The organism is Weissella diestrammenae, assembly GCF_014397255.1.
Taxonomy (GTDB): Bacteria; Bacillota; Bacilli; order Lactobacillales; family Lactobacillaceae; genus Weissella; species Weissella diestrammenae.
In genome coordinates, this window is record NZ_CP060724.1 from 1,344,547 (window position 1) to 1,359,637 (window position 15,091).

The 15,091-nt window shown below is 37.4% G+C and carries 19 protein-coding genes and 1 pseudogene; 10 read left to right on the forward strand and 10 right to left on the reverse strand.

What is annotated here, in order from left to right; translation table 11 throughout:
* Positions 1 to 112: 112 nt before the first annotated feature.
* The 4 genes from fni to mvk are packed head-to-tail and all read right to left on the reverse strand — an operon-like array spanning position 113 to position 4,164.
* The gene (fni, locus tag H9L19_RS06605; RefSeq protein WP_187528882.1) at positions 113 to 1,159 is read right to left on the reverse strand and encodes a type 2 isopentenyl-diphosphate Delta-isomerase; all 1,047 of its coding nucleotides are present in this window, start codon (positions 1,157 to 1,159) and stop codon (positions 113 to 115) included.
* Between the two features lies 1 nt (position 1,160).
* Positions 1,161 to 2,219, reverse strand: coding sequence for a phosphomevalonate kinase (locus H9L19_RS06610; RefSeq protein WP_187528883.1), 1,059 nt, complete (start codon positions 2,217 to 2,219; stop codon positions 1,161 to 1,163).
* The gene (mvaD, locus tag H9L19_RS06615; protein ID WP_187528884.1) at positions 2,216 to 3,205 is read right to left on the reverse strand and encodes a diphosphomevalonate decarboxylase; all 990 of its coding nucleotides are present in this window, start codon (positions 3,203 to 3,205) and stop codon (positions 2,216 to 2,218) included. Before mvaD ends, H9L19_RS06610 begins: the two co-directional genes overlap by 4 nt.
* 2 nt (positions 3,206 to 3,207) lie before the next feature.
* On the reverse strand, positions 3,208 to 4,164 hold the full coding sequence (mvk, locus tag H9L19_RS06620) for a mevalonate kinase (RefSeq protein WP_243198148.1): 957 nt from the start codon (positions 4,162 to 4,164) through the stop codon (positions 3,208 to 3,210).
* Between the two features lie 173 nt (positions 4,165 to 4,337).
* Between mvk and H9L19_RS06625 the strand changes: the two genes are divergently transcribed.
* From H9L19_RS06625 to asnS, 3 genes are all read left to right on the forward strand, one after another.
* Positions 4,338 to 7,187, forward strand: coding sequence for a helicase C-terminal domain-containing protein (locus H9L19_RS06625; protein WP_243198149.1), 2,850 nt, complete (start codon positions 4,338 to 4,340; stop codon positions 7,185 to 7,187).
* Positions 7,188 to 7,291: 104 nt separating this feature from the next.
* Positions 7,292 to 7,804, forward strand: a complete 513-nt coding sequence (locus tag H9L19_RS06630; protein ID WP_187528885.1) for a cell wall elongation regulator TseB-like domain-containing protein — start codon at positions 7,292 to 7,294, stop codon at positions 7,802 to 7,804.
* 45 nt (positions 7,805 to 7,849) lie between these two features.
* Entirely contained in the window at positions 7,850 to 9,145 is a 1,296-nt protein-coding gene (asnS, locus tag H9L19_RS06635; RefSeq protein WP_187528886.1) for an asparagine--tRNA ligase, read from the forward strand.
* 161 nt (positions 9,146 to 9,306) lie between these two features.
* Here the strand turns inward: asnS and H9L19_RS06640 are convergent, their stop codons facing one another.
* The 4 genes from H9L19_RS06640 to H9L19_RS08330 form a co-directional block, all read right to left on the reverse strand.
* Positions 9,307 to 10,404 (reverse strand): site-specific integrase, encoded by a 1,098-nt coding sequence (locus H9L19_RS06640; RefSeq protein ID WP_187528887.1) that lies wholly within the window; start codon positions 10,402 to 10,404, stop codon positions 9,307 to 9,309.
* Between the two features lie 152 nt (positions 10,405 to 10,556).
* A complete protein-coding gene (locus H9L19_RS06645; protein WP_187528888.1) occupies positions 10,557 to 11,234 on the reverse strand; it encodes a putative holin-like toxin in 678 nt (225 codons plus the stop codon).
* 56 nt (positions 11,235 to 11,290) lie between these two features.
* Positions 11,291 to 11,701, reverse strand: a complete 411-nt coding sequence (locus H9L19_RS06650; protein ID WP_187528889.1) for a hypothetical protein — start codon at positions 11,699 to 11,701, stop codon at positions 11,291 to 11,293.
* A gap of 138 nt (positions 11,702 to 11,839) precedes the next feature.
* On the reverse strand, positions 11,840 to 12,034 hold the full coding sequence (locus H9L19_RS08330) for a helix-turn-helix domain-containing protein (RefSeq protein WP_243198150.1): 195 nt from the start codon (positions 12,032 to 12,034) through the stop codon (positions 11,840 to 11,842).
* A gap of 286 nt (positions 12,035 to 12,320) precedes the next feature.
* Here H9L19_RS08330 and H9L19_RS06660 point away from each other — a divergent pair, with 286 nt between their 5' ends.
* Together H9L19_RS06660 and H9L19_RS08415 are read left to right on the forward strand one after the other, a co-directional pair.
* Positions 12,321 to 12,542 (forward strand): hypothetical protein, encoded by a 222-nt coding sequence (locus tag H9L19_RS06660; RefSeq protein ID WP_187528890.1) that lies wholly within the window; start codon positions 12,321 to 12,323, stop codon positions 12,540 to 12,542.
* 11 nt (positions 12,543 to 12,553) lie between these two features.
* Entirely contained in the window at positions 12,554 to 12,676 is a 123-nt protein-coding gene (locus H9L19_RS08415; protein WP_276509295.1) for a hypothetical protein, read from the forward strand.
* Here the strand turns inward: H9L19_RS08415 and H9L19_RS06665 are convergent.
* A complete protein-coding gene (locus H9L19_RS06665; protein ID WP_187528891.1) occupies positions 12,673 to 12,948 on the reverse strand; it encodes a hypothetical protein in 276 nt (91 codons plus the stop codon). The genes H9L19_RS08415 and H9L19_RS06665 overlap by 4 nt on opposite strands.
* A gap of 90 nt (positions 12,949 to 13,038) precedes the next feature.
* Between H9L19_RS06665 and H9L19_RS06670 the strand changes: the two are divergent.
* From H9L19_RS06670 to H9L19_RS06680, 3 genes and pseudogenes are all read left to right on the forward strand, one after another.
* Positions 13,039 to 13,730: pseudogene (locus tag H9L19_RS06670) on the forward strand (BRO family protein).
* Positions 13,731 to 13,951: 221 nt separating this feature from the next.
* Positions 13,952 to 14,137: a hypothetical protein gene (locus H9L19_RS06675; protein ID WP_187528892.1), complete on the forward strand. Its 186-nt coding sequence runs from the start codon at positions 13,952 to 13,954 to the stop codon at positions 14,135 to 14,137.
* A gap of 4 nt (positions 14,138 to 14,141) precedes the next feature.
* Positions 14,142 to 14,291, forward strand: coding sequence for a hypothetical protein (locus tag H9L19_RS06680; protein WP_187529971.1), 150 nt, complete (start codon positions 14,142 to 14,144; stop codon positions 14,289 to 14,291).
* Between the two features lie 24 nt (positions 14,292 to 14,315).
* Here the strand turns inward: H9L19_RS06680 and H9L19_RS06685 are convergent, their stop codons facing one another.
* A complete protein-coding gene (locus tag H9L19_RS06685) occupies positions 14,316 to 14,480 on the reverse strand; it encodes a YjzC family protein (RefSeq protein ID WP_187528893.1) in 165 nt (54 codons plus the stop codon).
* Between the two features lie 142 nt (positions 14,481 to 14,622).
* On the opposite strand from H9L19_RS06685, the gene H9L19_RS06690 reads away from it, so the two are divergent.
* Positions 14,623 to 14,841, forward strand: a complete 219-nt coding sequence (locus H9L19_RS06690) for a helix-turn-helix domain-containing protein (protein ID WP_187528894.1) — start codon at positions 14,623 to 14,625, stop codon at positions 14,839 to 14,841.
* Positions 14,838 to 15,089 (forward strand): hypothetical protein, encoded by a 252-nt coding sequence (locus tag H9L19_RS06695; protein WP_187528895.1) that lies wholly within the window; start codon positions 14,838 to 14,840, stop codon positions 15,087 to 15,089. The genes H9L19_RS06690 and H9L19_RS06695 overlap by 4 nt, the downstream gene beginning before the upstream one ends.
* Positions 15,090 to 15,091: the final 2 nt, after the last annotated feature.

Sequence of the window (15,091 nt, forward strand, 5' to 3'; positions counted from 1 at the left end):
ACGAGTATACAAAGAAATGAGTGCTCTGTTCCAGTTCACGAGTGTAACACCATAATTGCTTATGACTCTTTAGAAATCTGTAGTTGCCTTAAGAAATTATTAATGTTCAAAGCTAGTTAATTAAATGCCGTTGTTGCGCGTAGTTATAGAGTTCTGGGCTTAAAATGTAGGGAACTTGAGTTAAGTCGCTTGCTTGCTTGGCACCAACCATGGCATAAAGTTGTCGTAATTGATCTTGCCAGAGTGTAACCTCTGCAATCAAGGCGTCAACGTCTTTTGACAATAAAGTATGCAGAAAGTGACCAGCGACGCCGACTGCTTTGGCACCTAAAACTTGTGCTTTTAAAATATCCAAAGGTGTTTGAATGCCGCCGGTTGCGATGATTGATGCATGTGCATACCGTGCTTCCAGCAATGATTCAGCGGTTGTCTGTCCCCAGTCATAAAGAAATTGGTAAGGTTGCTCGACCGATAGTGATCGATTACGACGATCTTCAATTTTTGCGAAATTTGTACCTGATCGGCCACCAAGATTAATATATTTAGCACCAATTTGTTCAAGTTGTTGAATTGTTGTTTGATCCATACCAAAGCCAACCTCTTTAATAATGACTGGGACAGCACTGGTTGTGATAATTTCACCTAATGATTCCAACCAGATGAAATTTTGATCACCCTCTGGCATGACAATTTCTTGTGTGACGTTTACATGAACTTCAAGTGCATTGGCGCCGATCATATCGACAACACGTTGGGCTTCGTATGCTGTGTGTCCAGCGCCTAAATTAGCGATAATAAAGCCATCTGGATTGATTTTTCTAACGTTTTCAAAAGTGGCAATAGTATCAAATTCTTTTAATGCGATACTTTGTGAACCAACCGCCATGGCAATGTTGGTTTCTTTGGCAACTTGTGACAATTGTTCATTGATTAATCCCGTTTTTTGACTGCCACCAGTCATGGCTTCAATGTAAAACGGCGAACTAAGCGGAAAATTATTGTCATCAACTGTGAGTGACACTTGATTGAGTGCAGTTTCAGGTAGTGAACGATGGATTAAACGAACTTGATTAAGCGATGAAATTGCGGGTTCTTTTCGATATTCTGCCTCAGCGACGGCCAAATGTTCGTCTTTTCGATGAGCATGTGCTGATTCCATATTAAACCTCTTTTTCTGTATAAATTGATAATGGTAATGGCATAATATGATGTGCCTGCCAAGCTTTTTGTAGGGCCGATAATTGCCATGCTGTTTGAACGATTGCTAAACCGTTATCTCCGTTACCTGCGCCAGAAATTTTACTGGGGACATGTATTCGGTCAGCACTGTGCATGAGTTGTACCAGTTTTGGCGTTTGATAGGGGATATGTCGAGCTTGTGTATAAGTTGATAACAGCTGCCGGTTATCAATCAATGCCTGTGCCATTTGGGACCAATTGGTGGTATTAATTGCCGCAACTAGCTGCTTCACAATTCGAGCTGACGCGGTTTGAAACGTCGACTCAGTCTCGTCTTGTGTCGTAATTTGGTTCAATTGGATCTGTGTATTCGCAGGCTTTTGCGTCCAACCAATGGTTATGTGCCAATCAGTTGGCCAAATTAATGGCTGAATAACTAGGCAAGGCCATTGTTCTGTAATGATTGATGCGATTGATTGTGTTTGAAGTTGTGTTGTCAACCAGACATGATCGAACTTTTGGTAATATATGAGGCCTGAAAATGCTGCTGCAGCCAAATCCCCCATCGACCCATTGACAAAATTAGGTAGACTGTGCAGCACAATAGCCGCTAATTTATAAATCGTTAGTGGCGAATGTGGCATTTGATGTAAGATGAAAAGAGATTTAATAATCCCAATGACAGTCGCACCAGATGACCCGAGACCAATTTTTTGGTCATGAATCGTTAGATCACTAGAAATATTTAATTTGAATGGCTGAATTGATTGCTGACAGTTCATCATGAATTGCGCAAAAACAGATAAACTCTGTTGAATGAGTCGCCAATCGTCATTAGGTAATAAGTTAAATAATTCATCTGGTTGATATTGCCTGTATCCAAGTAAATCACTGGTCACAACAATTAACGGCTCAGTATTCAGTTGTGCATCAAATGTGATAAATCGATTGACTGCAAAAACAATACTGGGTTGACCAGGATCAGTATTTGCGTACTCACCGGCTAAAAATAATTTACCCGGGATTTTAATTACTGTCATGACAAATGATTTCCTTGTTGAATGGTGATACCAGGCCCTGGCGTAGCAATTTGATATTGAATGTCGGGTACCGAAGAACGGAGTGCATGAATAATTGTTTCCGTATCTTTAGGATCTGAAATAATTTTAACATTGGGACCAGCGTCCATTGTTGAAAATGCAAGTATGCCTTCTCGACGCAATTTTTGGACAGTATTAATAATCGTCCAAGACCGATCAGTCAGGTAATTGAAGGCTGGATTTGCCATCATATTTTGGGCATGCATTTCTAATGCATTTCTTTCAGCCATGTGCCCTAGCATTTCTAAGTCGTGATTTTGAATAGCCTGTTGCATGGGCTGCACCATTGCATTTGTGCGTTTAACCCATGCTGGATAGTCTGGTGAAAATTGCATGGCATTTTGCATACCACTTCGCGAGTTAATTTTTTTTGGTTGATCAGAAATGACGACTGTAATTAACTGAATTGGCCAATCAATTATTTGCTGAATTGGTTCAGCGACTGAAGATTGATCATCATTTCCACGCTGCCACTGGACGAAACCGCCAAAAATTGATCGACTAGCAGAACCAGATCCTCGTCGCGCTAAACGAGATAGGTCGGTTAAATCGGTTGAAATACCAGCTGCAGCTGATGCTGCACCAGCTAGTGCTGCAAAAGCCGAAGCAGAGGAGGCCAATCCAGCTGCTGTTGGGACATGGTTATTAGAACGAACTACTGCAAAATCGGTGATATTAGCTTGTTGTCGAACTAAATTGAGAAAGGTAACGACTTTTTGACCTGCTGCGCCGGTTATTTGGTCATCATTGATATAGATGTCATCAGATGTCAGTGATGCATCGAAATTGACAGCAGTTTCAGTATAAAATTCATCTAATGTGAGACTAATTGAAGTGGTTGTGGGGATGATTAATTGCGAATCGGCTTTGCCCCAGTACTTGAGGAGGGCAATATTTGTGTGCGCCTTTGCTGTATATGTCGTCATAATTACTCCTGATGCTGTTGATAGTTTTGCATCCAAATTTCTTTTGCGCCAGCAGTTTCTAAGGCAGCGATGATTTTTTTAGCAGTTTTTTGGTTATCAGTTAGGGCAATCATTGTGCCACCTATACCACCACCGGTTAATTTTGCCCCAATCGCCCCAGCGTTTTTGGCTGCCGAAACGAGCAATTCTAGTTTTGGGTGTGAGATGCCTAGTGCTCTTAAATGGCTATGCGCATCGTCCATTAAGGTACCAAGCAATTCAATATTGTCGTCGGCGAGGGTGTCTTTGGCAGATAGGGTAAGTTTACCAAGGTCAGTGATGTGATTTTGCATACTTTGAGGTTGATTGACTAGATTATTACGCACCACTGAAACCGCAAGACCTGTCTGACCATGAATGCCTGTATCTGCCAAAATTAAAATACCGTCGAAATTGAATGCCATTGCTTCGGGGTGACTGTGTTTAATAAACCAAACTGGCACTTGGCTGGCAACGGTCGCAGCATCAATCCCAGAAGGTGATCCATGGGTGATACCTTCTTCAATTGCCGCCCAATTTTGTAGCGCCTCATTTGTTAATTTAGCGTCAAAAAAATCGTAAAAGGCACGCGTAATAGCTATTGCACTGGCGGCGGATGAACCCATCCCACGTTCTTGTGGAATCAGTGAAGTGATTTTTAATGTAAAGCCGATATCATTGGCATCAAAGAAGTCAAGTAAACGCGTAATTAATTGACGCAGACCTTCGTAGTTTTCTGCCATATCTGATAAATAACCTTGATATGCTGGTGCCAATATTAATTGGCCAGTCGCACGTGTCGTAAGTTGGGCAGTGAATGTGAGGTTAGGAAGGGGAAGGGCAATGGCTGGCTGACCATAAACCACGGCATGTTCGCCCATTAGAATAACTTTAGCGTGACTCTTTCCAATTGCTGTTTTTTTCAAATTAAATGCCACCATTTCTAAAAGTGTCTTTCACTCATTAATTCAGTTAATAAAATGAGATATATTCTATTTTACTAGATTTTACGAATTAGGGCGCGGTCTTTCCATGATTGATTACACAAAACAGCGGAGAGGGTCGATATTAATCATGATATAATATTAAATATTAGAAAAATTTATGGTGGTAAATGGTGAAAAAACAGGTGACATATGCAGTTGTTGATTTAGAAACAACGAGTACACAGAACAAGACTGGCCGTATTATCCAAATTGCGGTCGCTTTTGTGCAAGATAAAAAAGTTGTCAATCAATTTTCAACTTTAATAAATCCAGGAGTTCAAATTCCAACAGCCATTGAAAAATTAACACATATTGAGGACCGTATGGTCAAATCAGCTCCTTATTTTGAAGATGTGGCGCAAATGCTGCATGCAATGTTAGTTGATACTGTTTTTGTTGCACATAATGTTAATTTCGATTTACCATTTTTAAATGCTGAATTTCAACGAGTTGGGTTGTCTGAGTTAACTAATCAAGCCATTGATACGGTTACTTTATCTCAAATTTTATGGCCAACAGCGTCTAGCTATCGGCTAAGTGACTTGACGCAGTTACTACATATTGAACATAGCAATCCACATCGTGCAGACAGTGACGCAGTTGCAACTGGCATGTTATTAATCGCAGCAATTGATAAAGCGGCTTCATTGCCGATGATAACTTTACAATCGTTAGTCGAGTTGCCACTTGTTTTGCCGCGCGAAACAAAACAAATTTTTGATTTGGCACTTGAAATTAATCGTGCCAATCCTTTACCATTAGCTAAAAACCTGGTTGTTGTGGATCGATTGGCAATTAGACGGTTTTCAGCGCCATCAAAACATAAACGGCCAGCAACAACCCATTACCCCAAAAAGCAGATAGAAAAAGAAAATTTGTACCCTAAAGAGCTCTCTTATCGTGCCGATCAAGCTAAAATGATGAACATGATTTTTGATCACTACATCGATCGAGACGAGGTACATACACCTGGTGATGATGCGTTGATTATCGAAGCACCAACAGGTATGGGTAAGACTTTAGGTTATTTAATGCCATTCGCATATCTGGCAACAATGACAAATAAGCAGGTTGTGATTACGGTACCAACCATTGCCTTGCAACATCAGGTCGTAAAGACTATCAACCAACAACTTAAGTCTGTTGTTCCTTTTGATATTCGGGGCGCACAACTCAAAGGCACACGAAATTATTTAAATTTACAAAGTTTTAAACGTTTATTGCTCCGTGATGAAGGTTCGATTGCGATGCAATTTGCTAAAGCACAGATATTAGTCTGGCTAACGGAAACGTTGACGGGTGACTTTGATGAGTTGAATTTAAATAATATTGGACCGGAATTTATGGCGCAATTATCACAAACGGCCAATAATCCTGAAGCATCGAAATTTTATCAGTATGAGTTTGAAAAGCGACAGCATATCGTTGCAAAAGATGCGACTTTTCTTGTGGTTAATCACGCATATCTTACCCAGGCGATGCATTTGTGGATAGATGCAGTGAATAAGCCTTATTTGGTCATTGATGAAGCCCAAAGTTTACCGGACGTTGTGGTTAATCAGAGTCGACATCAGTTGGCTTTTTCTAGTTGGTTAAGCCGAGTTCAAATGGCTAAAGAATTATTAGATAGTCATGTGCAACCAAGTATTCGAGGTGTTTTTGAACGGATTATTGGGGGTCAAAACTTACGGCAAACATTTGATCAACAGTTAACTGAATTAGAACGAGTATTACCGGAATTTCAACAAGCAATTTATCGGCGGTTTGTGATGAATTACCATACGCCAGCAACAGCTGGACGAACGGAACATCAGATTGATATCCAAGCATTAGCGCGCTTTTTTGTTGATCATCAAGACGTTATGCTAACAATTAAAAAACATTTGAAATTGCTGGATCAGGTTGAGCAAGACATGATGGCCAAATTCGTGGCCAGTCAGGATGTCTTTAGTCTTAATGAGCGACAAAGCTTAGCTGATTTTCGACGGATGCTATCGTCAATTGTGGAGAATGGACGGATTTTATTTCAATTTCAAGATGATTTAATCAATTATCCTGATGCCACTGTTTTTTGGATCACCGACAATCATGGCCAAAATAATCTTAGTTTACAGCTCGCAGGTGGTTTATTGCATACACAGGATTATTTCAAAAAATTAATTTATCCGAACTTTATGCCACCATTTATTACTGGCGCAACGCTATTTACGACGACTAAATCACGTTATCTTTATACACGGTTAAATCTCAATCATGACACTGCAGTCAGCGAGAAATTCAAAGAGGTTTATGATTATAAACGGCAATCTGCATTGTTTATGGTAAATGATGCCCCATTACCTTCAGATGAAGAATTTGTGCGTTATTTAAGTGAGCAATTATTGATTATAATGAATGATGTTAATCGAAATACACTTGTTCTGTTTACATCTAATGAGATGTTACAAAGGGTTTATCACACAATCGTGAACGATACCCGCTATAGGAAGAGTGAAACAACTGTTTTGGCACAAGGTATTTCAGGTACGCGCTCAAAGCTTCTGAAAAGAATGCAAAGTGAAACGCATGTCATGATTCTTGGTGCAATGAGTTTTTGGGAGGGCGTGGACTTACCTGGTTCCGCATTAGAACTTGTTGTTCTTGCGCGCCTGCCATTCGATCAGCCTAATACGGTCTTACAACAGGCCGAGGATGCATTGTTGAAAAATACTGGACAAAGCATCTTTCATCAGAGCATTCTACCCAAGGCAATTTTGAAATTACGGCAAGGAATTGGCCGACTAATTCGTTCGGAGAATGATCGAGGTGTGATCGTTATTTTTGATAAGCGAATTATTCAAAAACAATATGGTAAAACGATGCGAAATATGTTGCCCCAGGATATGCCACAATTAGAAATTGAAACATCAGCACTTCAAGCACAACTAGCACAGTTTTTTTCAATCACAGCAAATAATCAAAACAATGAGTTGAATTAATTGATAGAAATACTTTTATTCATAACTTAAATTTGATATTCTTAACTGAGTTAAATGTGCCGAGCCTAGGGTAGGTAAAACAAGCAAGTATGGGGGCCAAAATAATGCAGGCACGTCAAAATGCAATTCGACGGCGCAACAAAATAAGACATTGGTTATATGGCATCATTATTGGGTTATTTGTCGTATTGTTAGGTGTTTACAGTGTGATTGCGACCAGTTTGCGACCAATTAATCATGCAAACAAAGTTTACAGTGAATTGGTATTGCAAAAGAAAAAGTTAAAGCAAGTTGATCAATTTTATTGGAGTAGTCGTAAAAAAACGTATTACACACTGATTGGTAAAAATTCAAAAGGACAAACGACTGGGGTCATTGTTTCGGCAAAAACGAAGAAAATGACGGTCATTAATATGTCGGATGGCCTCTCATATCAGCAAATTAAACAAAAAGTGGTTAGGCAATATCAACCACAAAAAATTACAAATGTAGGTATGAGTCTGTATCAGCATGTACCAGTATGGGAAGTTAAATTTATCGACCGTAATGGTATGTTAAATTTCATTACGATTCAATTTTCAAATGGTAAAGTAGTTCGGACCATTCGCAATTTATAAATTGGTTATGAGTCTGTTTATTGGAGAACAATAAAGGGGAAAAAAATGGATACAATTCGTTTAGAAGACGTTAAAAATTATGTTGGTCAAGATGTACGCATTGGTGCATGGTTACGCAATAAGCGTGGTTCTGGAAAACTTCAATTTTTACAATTGCGTGATGGTACGGCCTTTATGCAAGCAGTTGTTGTAAAAGAGGAAGTTGGTGAAGATATTTTTGCCAAAGCTAAAGAACTCAAGCAAGAAACCAGTATGTATTTGACTGGTACTATCAAAGCTGATGAGCGTTCCGCTTTTGGGTATGAGATGGACGTTAAGGATTTGGTTGTCGTTGGTGAGTCTGATGGGTACCCAATTACGCCCAAAGAGCATGGGACTGATTTTTTGATGGATCATCGTCATCTTTACTTACGACATATTCAACCGTTTGCTGTATTGCGAATTCGCAATACAATTATCGCGGCAACATATGAGTTTTTCAATAAAGAAGGATTTATTAAGGTTGATGCCCCATTCTTGACCGGATCTGCACCAGAAGGTACGACAGAATTGTTCTCAACACAATATTTTGATACTGAAGCTTATTTGTCACAGACTGGACAGTTATATGCTGAAGCAGGTGCGATGGCATTTGGGAAAGTATTTACATTTGGCCCAACTTTCCGCGCCGAAAAGTCAAAAACACGTCGTCATTTGACTGAATTTTGGATGATTGAACCTGAAATGGCTTGGATGGATCAAGCAGCGTCATTAGAGGTACAAGAACGCTATATCGCCTATTTGATTCAAGCTGTTTTGGATCGCAATGACTATGAATTAGACTTGCTAGGACGAGATAAGGCGTTACTTGCAACCTATACGAAATTGCCATATCCTCGTGTGTCATATGATGATGCCATCAAGCTCCTACAAGATAATGGTTTTGACGTTGAGTGGGGTGTTGATTTTGGCTCGCCAGAAGAGACATTTTTGGCAAATCATTTTGCAAGCCCAGTCTTTATCCTCAATTTCCCTAAAGCCATTAAAGCTTTCTATATGAAGCGCCATGCAACTCGAGATGACGTTGTTATTTCTGCTGATTTGTTAGCACCAGAGGGCTATGGGGAAATTATTGGTGGATCTGAACGTGATACAGATTATGACTATTTGAAGCAACGGATCGAAGAAGAGGGACTAGATTTATCAGAGTACGAATGGTACCTTGATTTGCGTAAATATGGATCAGTGCCACATTCAGGATTTGGTCTTGGATTGGAACGTGCAGTCACTTGGATTACTGGTGAGGAACACATTCGAGAGGCCATTCCATTCCCACGTACTATGAATCGTTTGCGTCCGTAAAACATTGTTAAGTCGCTATCGTTGGCTATATACCAACGATAGACGGCTTTTTATTATTCGTTTTAATTCGTTTTAATTCGTGGTAATTCATTAAAAATTCGCACCAAATTCGCACCATTTTAAAAAATTCGCACCAAATTCGCACCAAATTTTTAGTGATATTAGATCATATTATTGAGCATATTAATTGTTCTTTGTTCTTCCTTTAATGCTTGTTCGTTTAATAGATGAATATAAATAGTTTGTGTAATTGCAATATTAGCGTGCCCTAGACGTTTTGAAATGTAAGCAATATTAATTCCCTTAGAAAGCAAATAGGATGCGTGAGAGTGTCTTAATCCATGTATAGAAACAATATTTTTGAAATTGTTCTTTAACTCATAAAGCTCAAGAGTTTTATTCGGATTCGAAGCTATTCTCCTTCCGTCAAATAACTCGTAATTTTTATTCCATGTGTGTTTATGAGAGATAAATAAATTATATATCTCAAAAAAGTTGCTAGGCATTTTAATTTCACGGATTGAATTTTTAGTTTTTGGTGTGGTATTTATTCCGTCGCGTCCTTTTGTCTTATTAATTGATATTGTTTGTTTTTCTAAATTTATGTCATCTCTAGTAAGTGCGAGAGCTTCACCAGCTCGTAATCCAGAATACGCAATTAAAACTATCATGAATGATGAAAGAGCAGAATTATCAGACAGCCGTTTTTCCTGACTAAAATACTCAATTAACTTTATTAATTCGTCAGCTTCTAGAAATTTTTCTGACGCATCTTTGCTATCTTTTGTGCCTGTTATCTTTACATTATAGGTAGGGTCGATCGAAATTATGCCATCATGAAAGGCTTGTTGAATAATAGAATTAATAATTTGATGTCTTTTTTTAACAGTATTAGCAGTGTGTCCGATAGAATATTCGTTTAGAAATCGTTGATATTTTTCACGAGTTAATTCGCTTATTTTTATATCTGCAAAATACTTAATAACAATGTATTCTCTAACTGCTCGCCATGCATCTTTGGTTGCAGGTTTAATTCCGGAATCTATTTTAAGATTCATATTCATATCGAAATAATCAACAAAATTCCAATCATGGTAAGGGTTTTTAATTTTCTCAGAATCATTTTTAACTTTGGTTAACCATTCATCTGCTAATCTCTTGGTTTTAAAACCTGTTTTTGATTTCTTTTTATATTTTCCACTGGCATCCTTATATGTATAATCGGCACGCCAACCTGCACTGGTTTTATAAATAGCCATAATGTTAGTTTAAACCTAACCTTCCTATCGTTTTAAGAGCAGTTTAAAGACATGCTCAGGTCTGTGGTATAATTTATACAGAAAAGAGCTAGTAATAGTACTTTTTGGGTAAATCACATCCTACTGTTTGGCGATAGGGGGATGTGATTTTTTTATTTAAATGAATCTAATGTTAATGAGTTATCTAGTGCGGAAGAACGTCCAATTTCTTTTCCAGATGCATCAGTAACAACTGTGAATGTTAAATTGCTATTGTCTTTCGTATTCAAATCGAAAAATTTAACCATCTTGTTATCCATAAATATTTGAGAGGCAGCAGCGGATTGTGCTTTTTTTGCGACCTCTAAAATCTCTGATTTAGTTAATGTATCAATAGCATCCTTACTTAAGTAAACTTTGATGGCTTCTGTACCGGCGTAGTTGTACTCAATTTTGTTCACGTAAAGTGACCATGCAAAGTTAATATTTGGTTCTTTGGTTTGACCATCAGGTAACTCTTTACCATTTTCATCTAGTTTACCGGTGGCAAATCCTTTGTCTTCGGTTAAATGATCTACTAATAATTTGTTAAACTTAGAAACCATTTTTTTGTCACTAACACTTTTAGTTGATTCCGTATCTGACTTATTCGAGGTCTTTGATGAGTTAGACACTCCGATTATCATAAACAAAATACCTGCGATAACTAGAATGAAAGTTATTTTCATAGTGCGCTTGTTTTTTGCACTAACCTCTTCGATTTTTTTTGCTTTATCTATGATTAGTTTGACCCCTATAACAATTAGCATACCGATAGCTATAAGTAATAAGAGAGCACCAAATACAGTCATAATACATAACTCCTTAAAATCAGCTTTTAACGTCATTCATGATTGGACGTAGTAAGTTAAATTTTTTTCACGATGTCAGATACAGTATTTTCGAATGATGATGGTAAACCAAATTCATACATAAAATTCAAATAGTTTCGATTCTCAACTGGTGTGTCGCTATATACATATCTCGCTATTAATTCGATTCCATTTTCGTGAGCTAGACGTTCTTCAAATTTTTTACTTAAAGGTGAGAATGCATATACACCCTGCGCATCACTATCACCATATAGAATATGGCTCATTTCATGTGCTAGTCGAAAAGCGATGGAAATGATCGTGTTGTAGTTTTTGTTAATAATTATTTTTCGATGTTTTGGGTAACAAATGTCGGGCGTGGACTCATCTAATTTATTGGTAAATTTAACATCTATTTTCTTATTAATACAATACGTCAATAGGTAATCAATTAAATCACTAGTCATCCATATCCTCCAAAATACGACGAATAATTTTTAACTCAGCTTCTGGAATTTCTTTTCCATCAAAAGAAAGAATGGGGTTGTTGTCAAACACTTCTTTTAAATCGGATTGATATTGAGAAGGTTGGTTGTTATTAGCAACTACATCAGTATTTCCAAGTAAAAAGTCAGTGGATACCCCAGTACGTCGGCAACTGCTTTTAACGTGTCGGCTTTAGGTGTTACCCTATTCCATTGGTATATTGATTTTTGGGCTATTCCAGCTTTAGTGGCGACATCTGTTAGAGAAAGTCCACGTTCTTTCGCCATTTTTTTGGTATTTTCTAAAAGGGTCATAAAAATCTCTCCATACTAATATCAATAAAAAGTACAATAGATTGAAATTAATCCTTTACATAAATTACAAAAGGTTGTACTATAATATTTGTTAAGTTATTTAATTATTTTTGTTCATAAAAGAGACCGTAAAACAAAACGTTAATCTTGAGCTGGCAGGCTATATAAGATAAATACATGTTTTTTATCGGCTTATTTGTTATGCAATTATAGTACAACGAATTGTACTTTTTGTAAATAAAATTATTAAATCAATTAACAAAATAAATAGAGGGAGGACGAATATATGGCTTCAAGTGCTTTATACATTCGAATTGATAACGTGTTGAATAACATGAATCGATCATGGGAATGGTTAGCAAGTCAGATTTATAACAGTAAGGGAACATCGTTAAAAGGTTCTTATTTGAGTTCACTAACTCAAAAGATGCAAAACGATGTAGAGCTTACTAAATCTGAAAAGAAATATGTACAGGAGATGAAGAACATTTTGAATTTTGCTGAATAGGAGAAAAGTATATGAAACCTGAAAGAGATGAATTCGGCTTAAAGAAACAAAAAACGCACAAACCAAATTATTTTGCTAGTTGGTTTGCGCTTATATTGTCGATTATTGCTTTGATAGTTGAGTTATATTATTAGCCGATAAATTTAAGTGCCAGGAGAATCATGCTAATTACTAATGCGATCCAAGAACGGAGTGATGACCAGTTTACTTCTTCAATTTGATGTAAGTAATCTACTCCAGCATCAGTAATGCGAAATTTACCATTACCTAATGGCATGTGATCTAAAACACCGGGTTCCGTTTCGATTAATTTGAAATCTTCAACAATGTACTTATGGCGTATCAGAAAATCAACGTCTGACTGTAGTAGTAGTTTTTCAGATTTTTTGGAGTGTAACCAGCGCAAGTTAATGAAATTAGTGAAAAGCATTATAAATATTCCTTTTCTAATAATCATAACAAATGAGAGGGCCAATAACAGATTGGAGAAGTTTAAATGGAAAATGTAACAGTATTTAATTTCGAACAGATGAATGTTCGAACGGTAGTAATTGATAATGAACCGTATTTTGTCGGTAAGGATGTAGCGGATGTTTTGGGATATAAGAGAACTGCGGATGCATTAAAGCAACATGTAGATATCGAAGATAAAGGGGTCGGTGAAATACAGACCCCGGTGGTATTCAAAATATGACAGTTATAAATGAATCTGGCGTTTACTCACTAATCTTTGGGTCGAAGCTAGAATCGGCAAAGCGATTTAAGAAGTGGGTGACAACTGAAGTATTACCATCAATTCGTAAAACTGGAAGCTATGCTGCACCAATGACATTAGAACAAAAGATGCAATTAGCTTTAGAGAGTGGAGTTGATACTCAGAAGCGAGTTACAAAACTTGAAGATGATGTAACTGAAATCAAAGAGAATGCAGTGATTAATGCGAGTGATTATAACTCGATTGCTACAGCAGTTCGAAATCGAGTGCACACATTTTCGGATGTGCATACAAACATTAAACTTGGGCCACTATTTAAGGATCTAAACAGTCAAATTAAACGATATACAGGCGCACTTAATCGGTCACGAATTAAGAGTAAGGACTTCGACAGAGTAATCAATTTTATTGATACATGGAGCCCGTCAACAGTAGCACTAATAGAAGCCCAGCAAGTCGAACTAGATGTATAGGGGGGAGTGATTGAATGGATAAATTACATTCAGTTATGAGAATTAACGACATTCTTGAGGATACAGGATGGAGCCGTGATTATTTCGATAAAATAATCCGTCCTAGCAAAGTATTTATAAAAAATGTTCCTAATCGAACGCCAACGCATCGGCCATCGTATCTAAGGTCAGATTTCGAGAGGTATTTGAAATTGCCTGAGTGGTAAGAAAGGGTTTATAAAATGATGAATTATGTATTAACAGCTGGAACAGGTATATCAATTTTGCTGGTATCAGTATTAATTTATGCAGCGATTGAAGAAGTAACACGGCTGGCCCGCAATCGAAAGATATTTGCGGAGTATGCAGAAGCACGTGAAGCGCGATTAAATGACACGTTTGTGATGCTGAATGAGCTAGGAAAGTAGGGTGATGAAAATGAATCATTATATGACTCGATATATGGATGAACAAATGAATGAAGTTTATGTTTCTTGGATTCAAATTAATTTTTTCAAATGGTCATATCAATTTAGTAAACGATATTATGTGAATGGAAAAAGACAAACAAAAATGCCATAGCAGCAACTATGACATTTTAGAATTCTAGCCTCGACGCCAACCGTTGCCAGGCTTAGTGGTAGGTGGCAAGCGATCACCACGACCGATTGTCGCATTATGACCACCAGACACACGTCCGCCACGTGGTCCGACTTCAACATAGTGACCTGGCTTCTGGTTGTCAGTGCCAGGTTTAATTGAATTTGACATAAGCGGTTCTCCTTTCAAATTGAATTATAGAAATGGTTGATTGTTATCGATAACAAATACATTCATTTCTATGTAGATAATTATATCTCTCAAAAGAGATATGTGCAAATGTTCGAACGAAAAATATAACGGAGAGTTACGAATGAATATATCGAAAATAATACGGAAATACGTTGATTTAAAAGGTGTTTCTTGGTACTGGCTTATGAAAAACGCTGAAATAAAAAGTAACAGTACGATAGATAAAATGAAGAACGGAAGGCCGATTGATATTAAGCTATCAACGGCAATTAAAATTGCAAAAGTGTTGGATATAGATATGAATGATTTTAAAAAAAGTGAGGAAAGTAAAAATTTATGACAGCCGAAACAGCAATTAACATTATTGTCACTGCTGCTAAAAATAACTTAGGCGTGTACATTGCACCTGAATCATTTGTGAAAAATGGTGAACGCCAGCATATTTTGATTTTCAATGGTCGAGTTCAAGGTAATTCGATTATTGGTGGTCAACGTGTAATCAATGCAAATGATGCAGTCCGAATATTATCAGAAATGGTTATTTATGAGGACGAAATAAAAGGACTAGTCGCCTGCCAGCAAAACTAGTC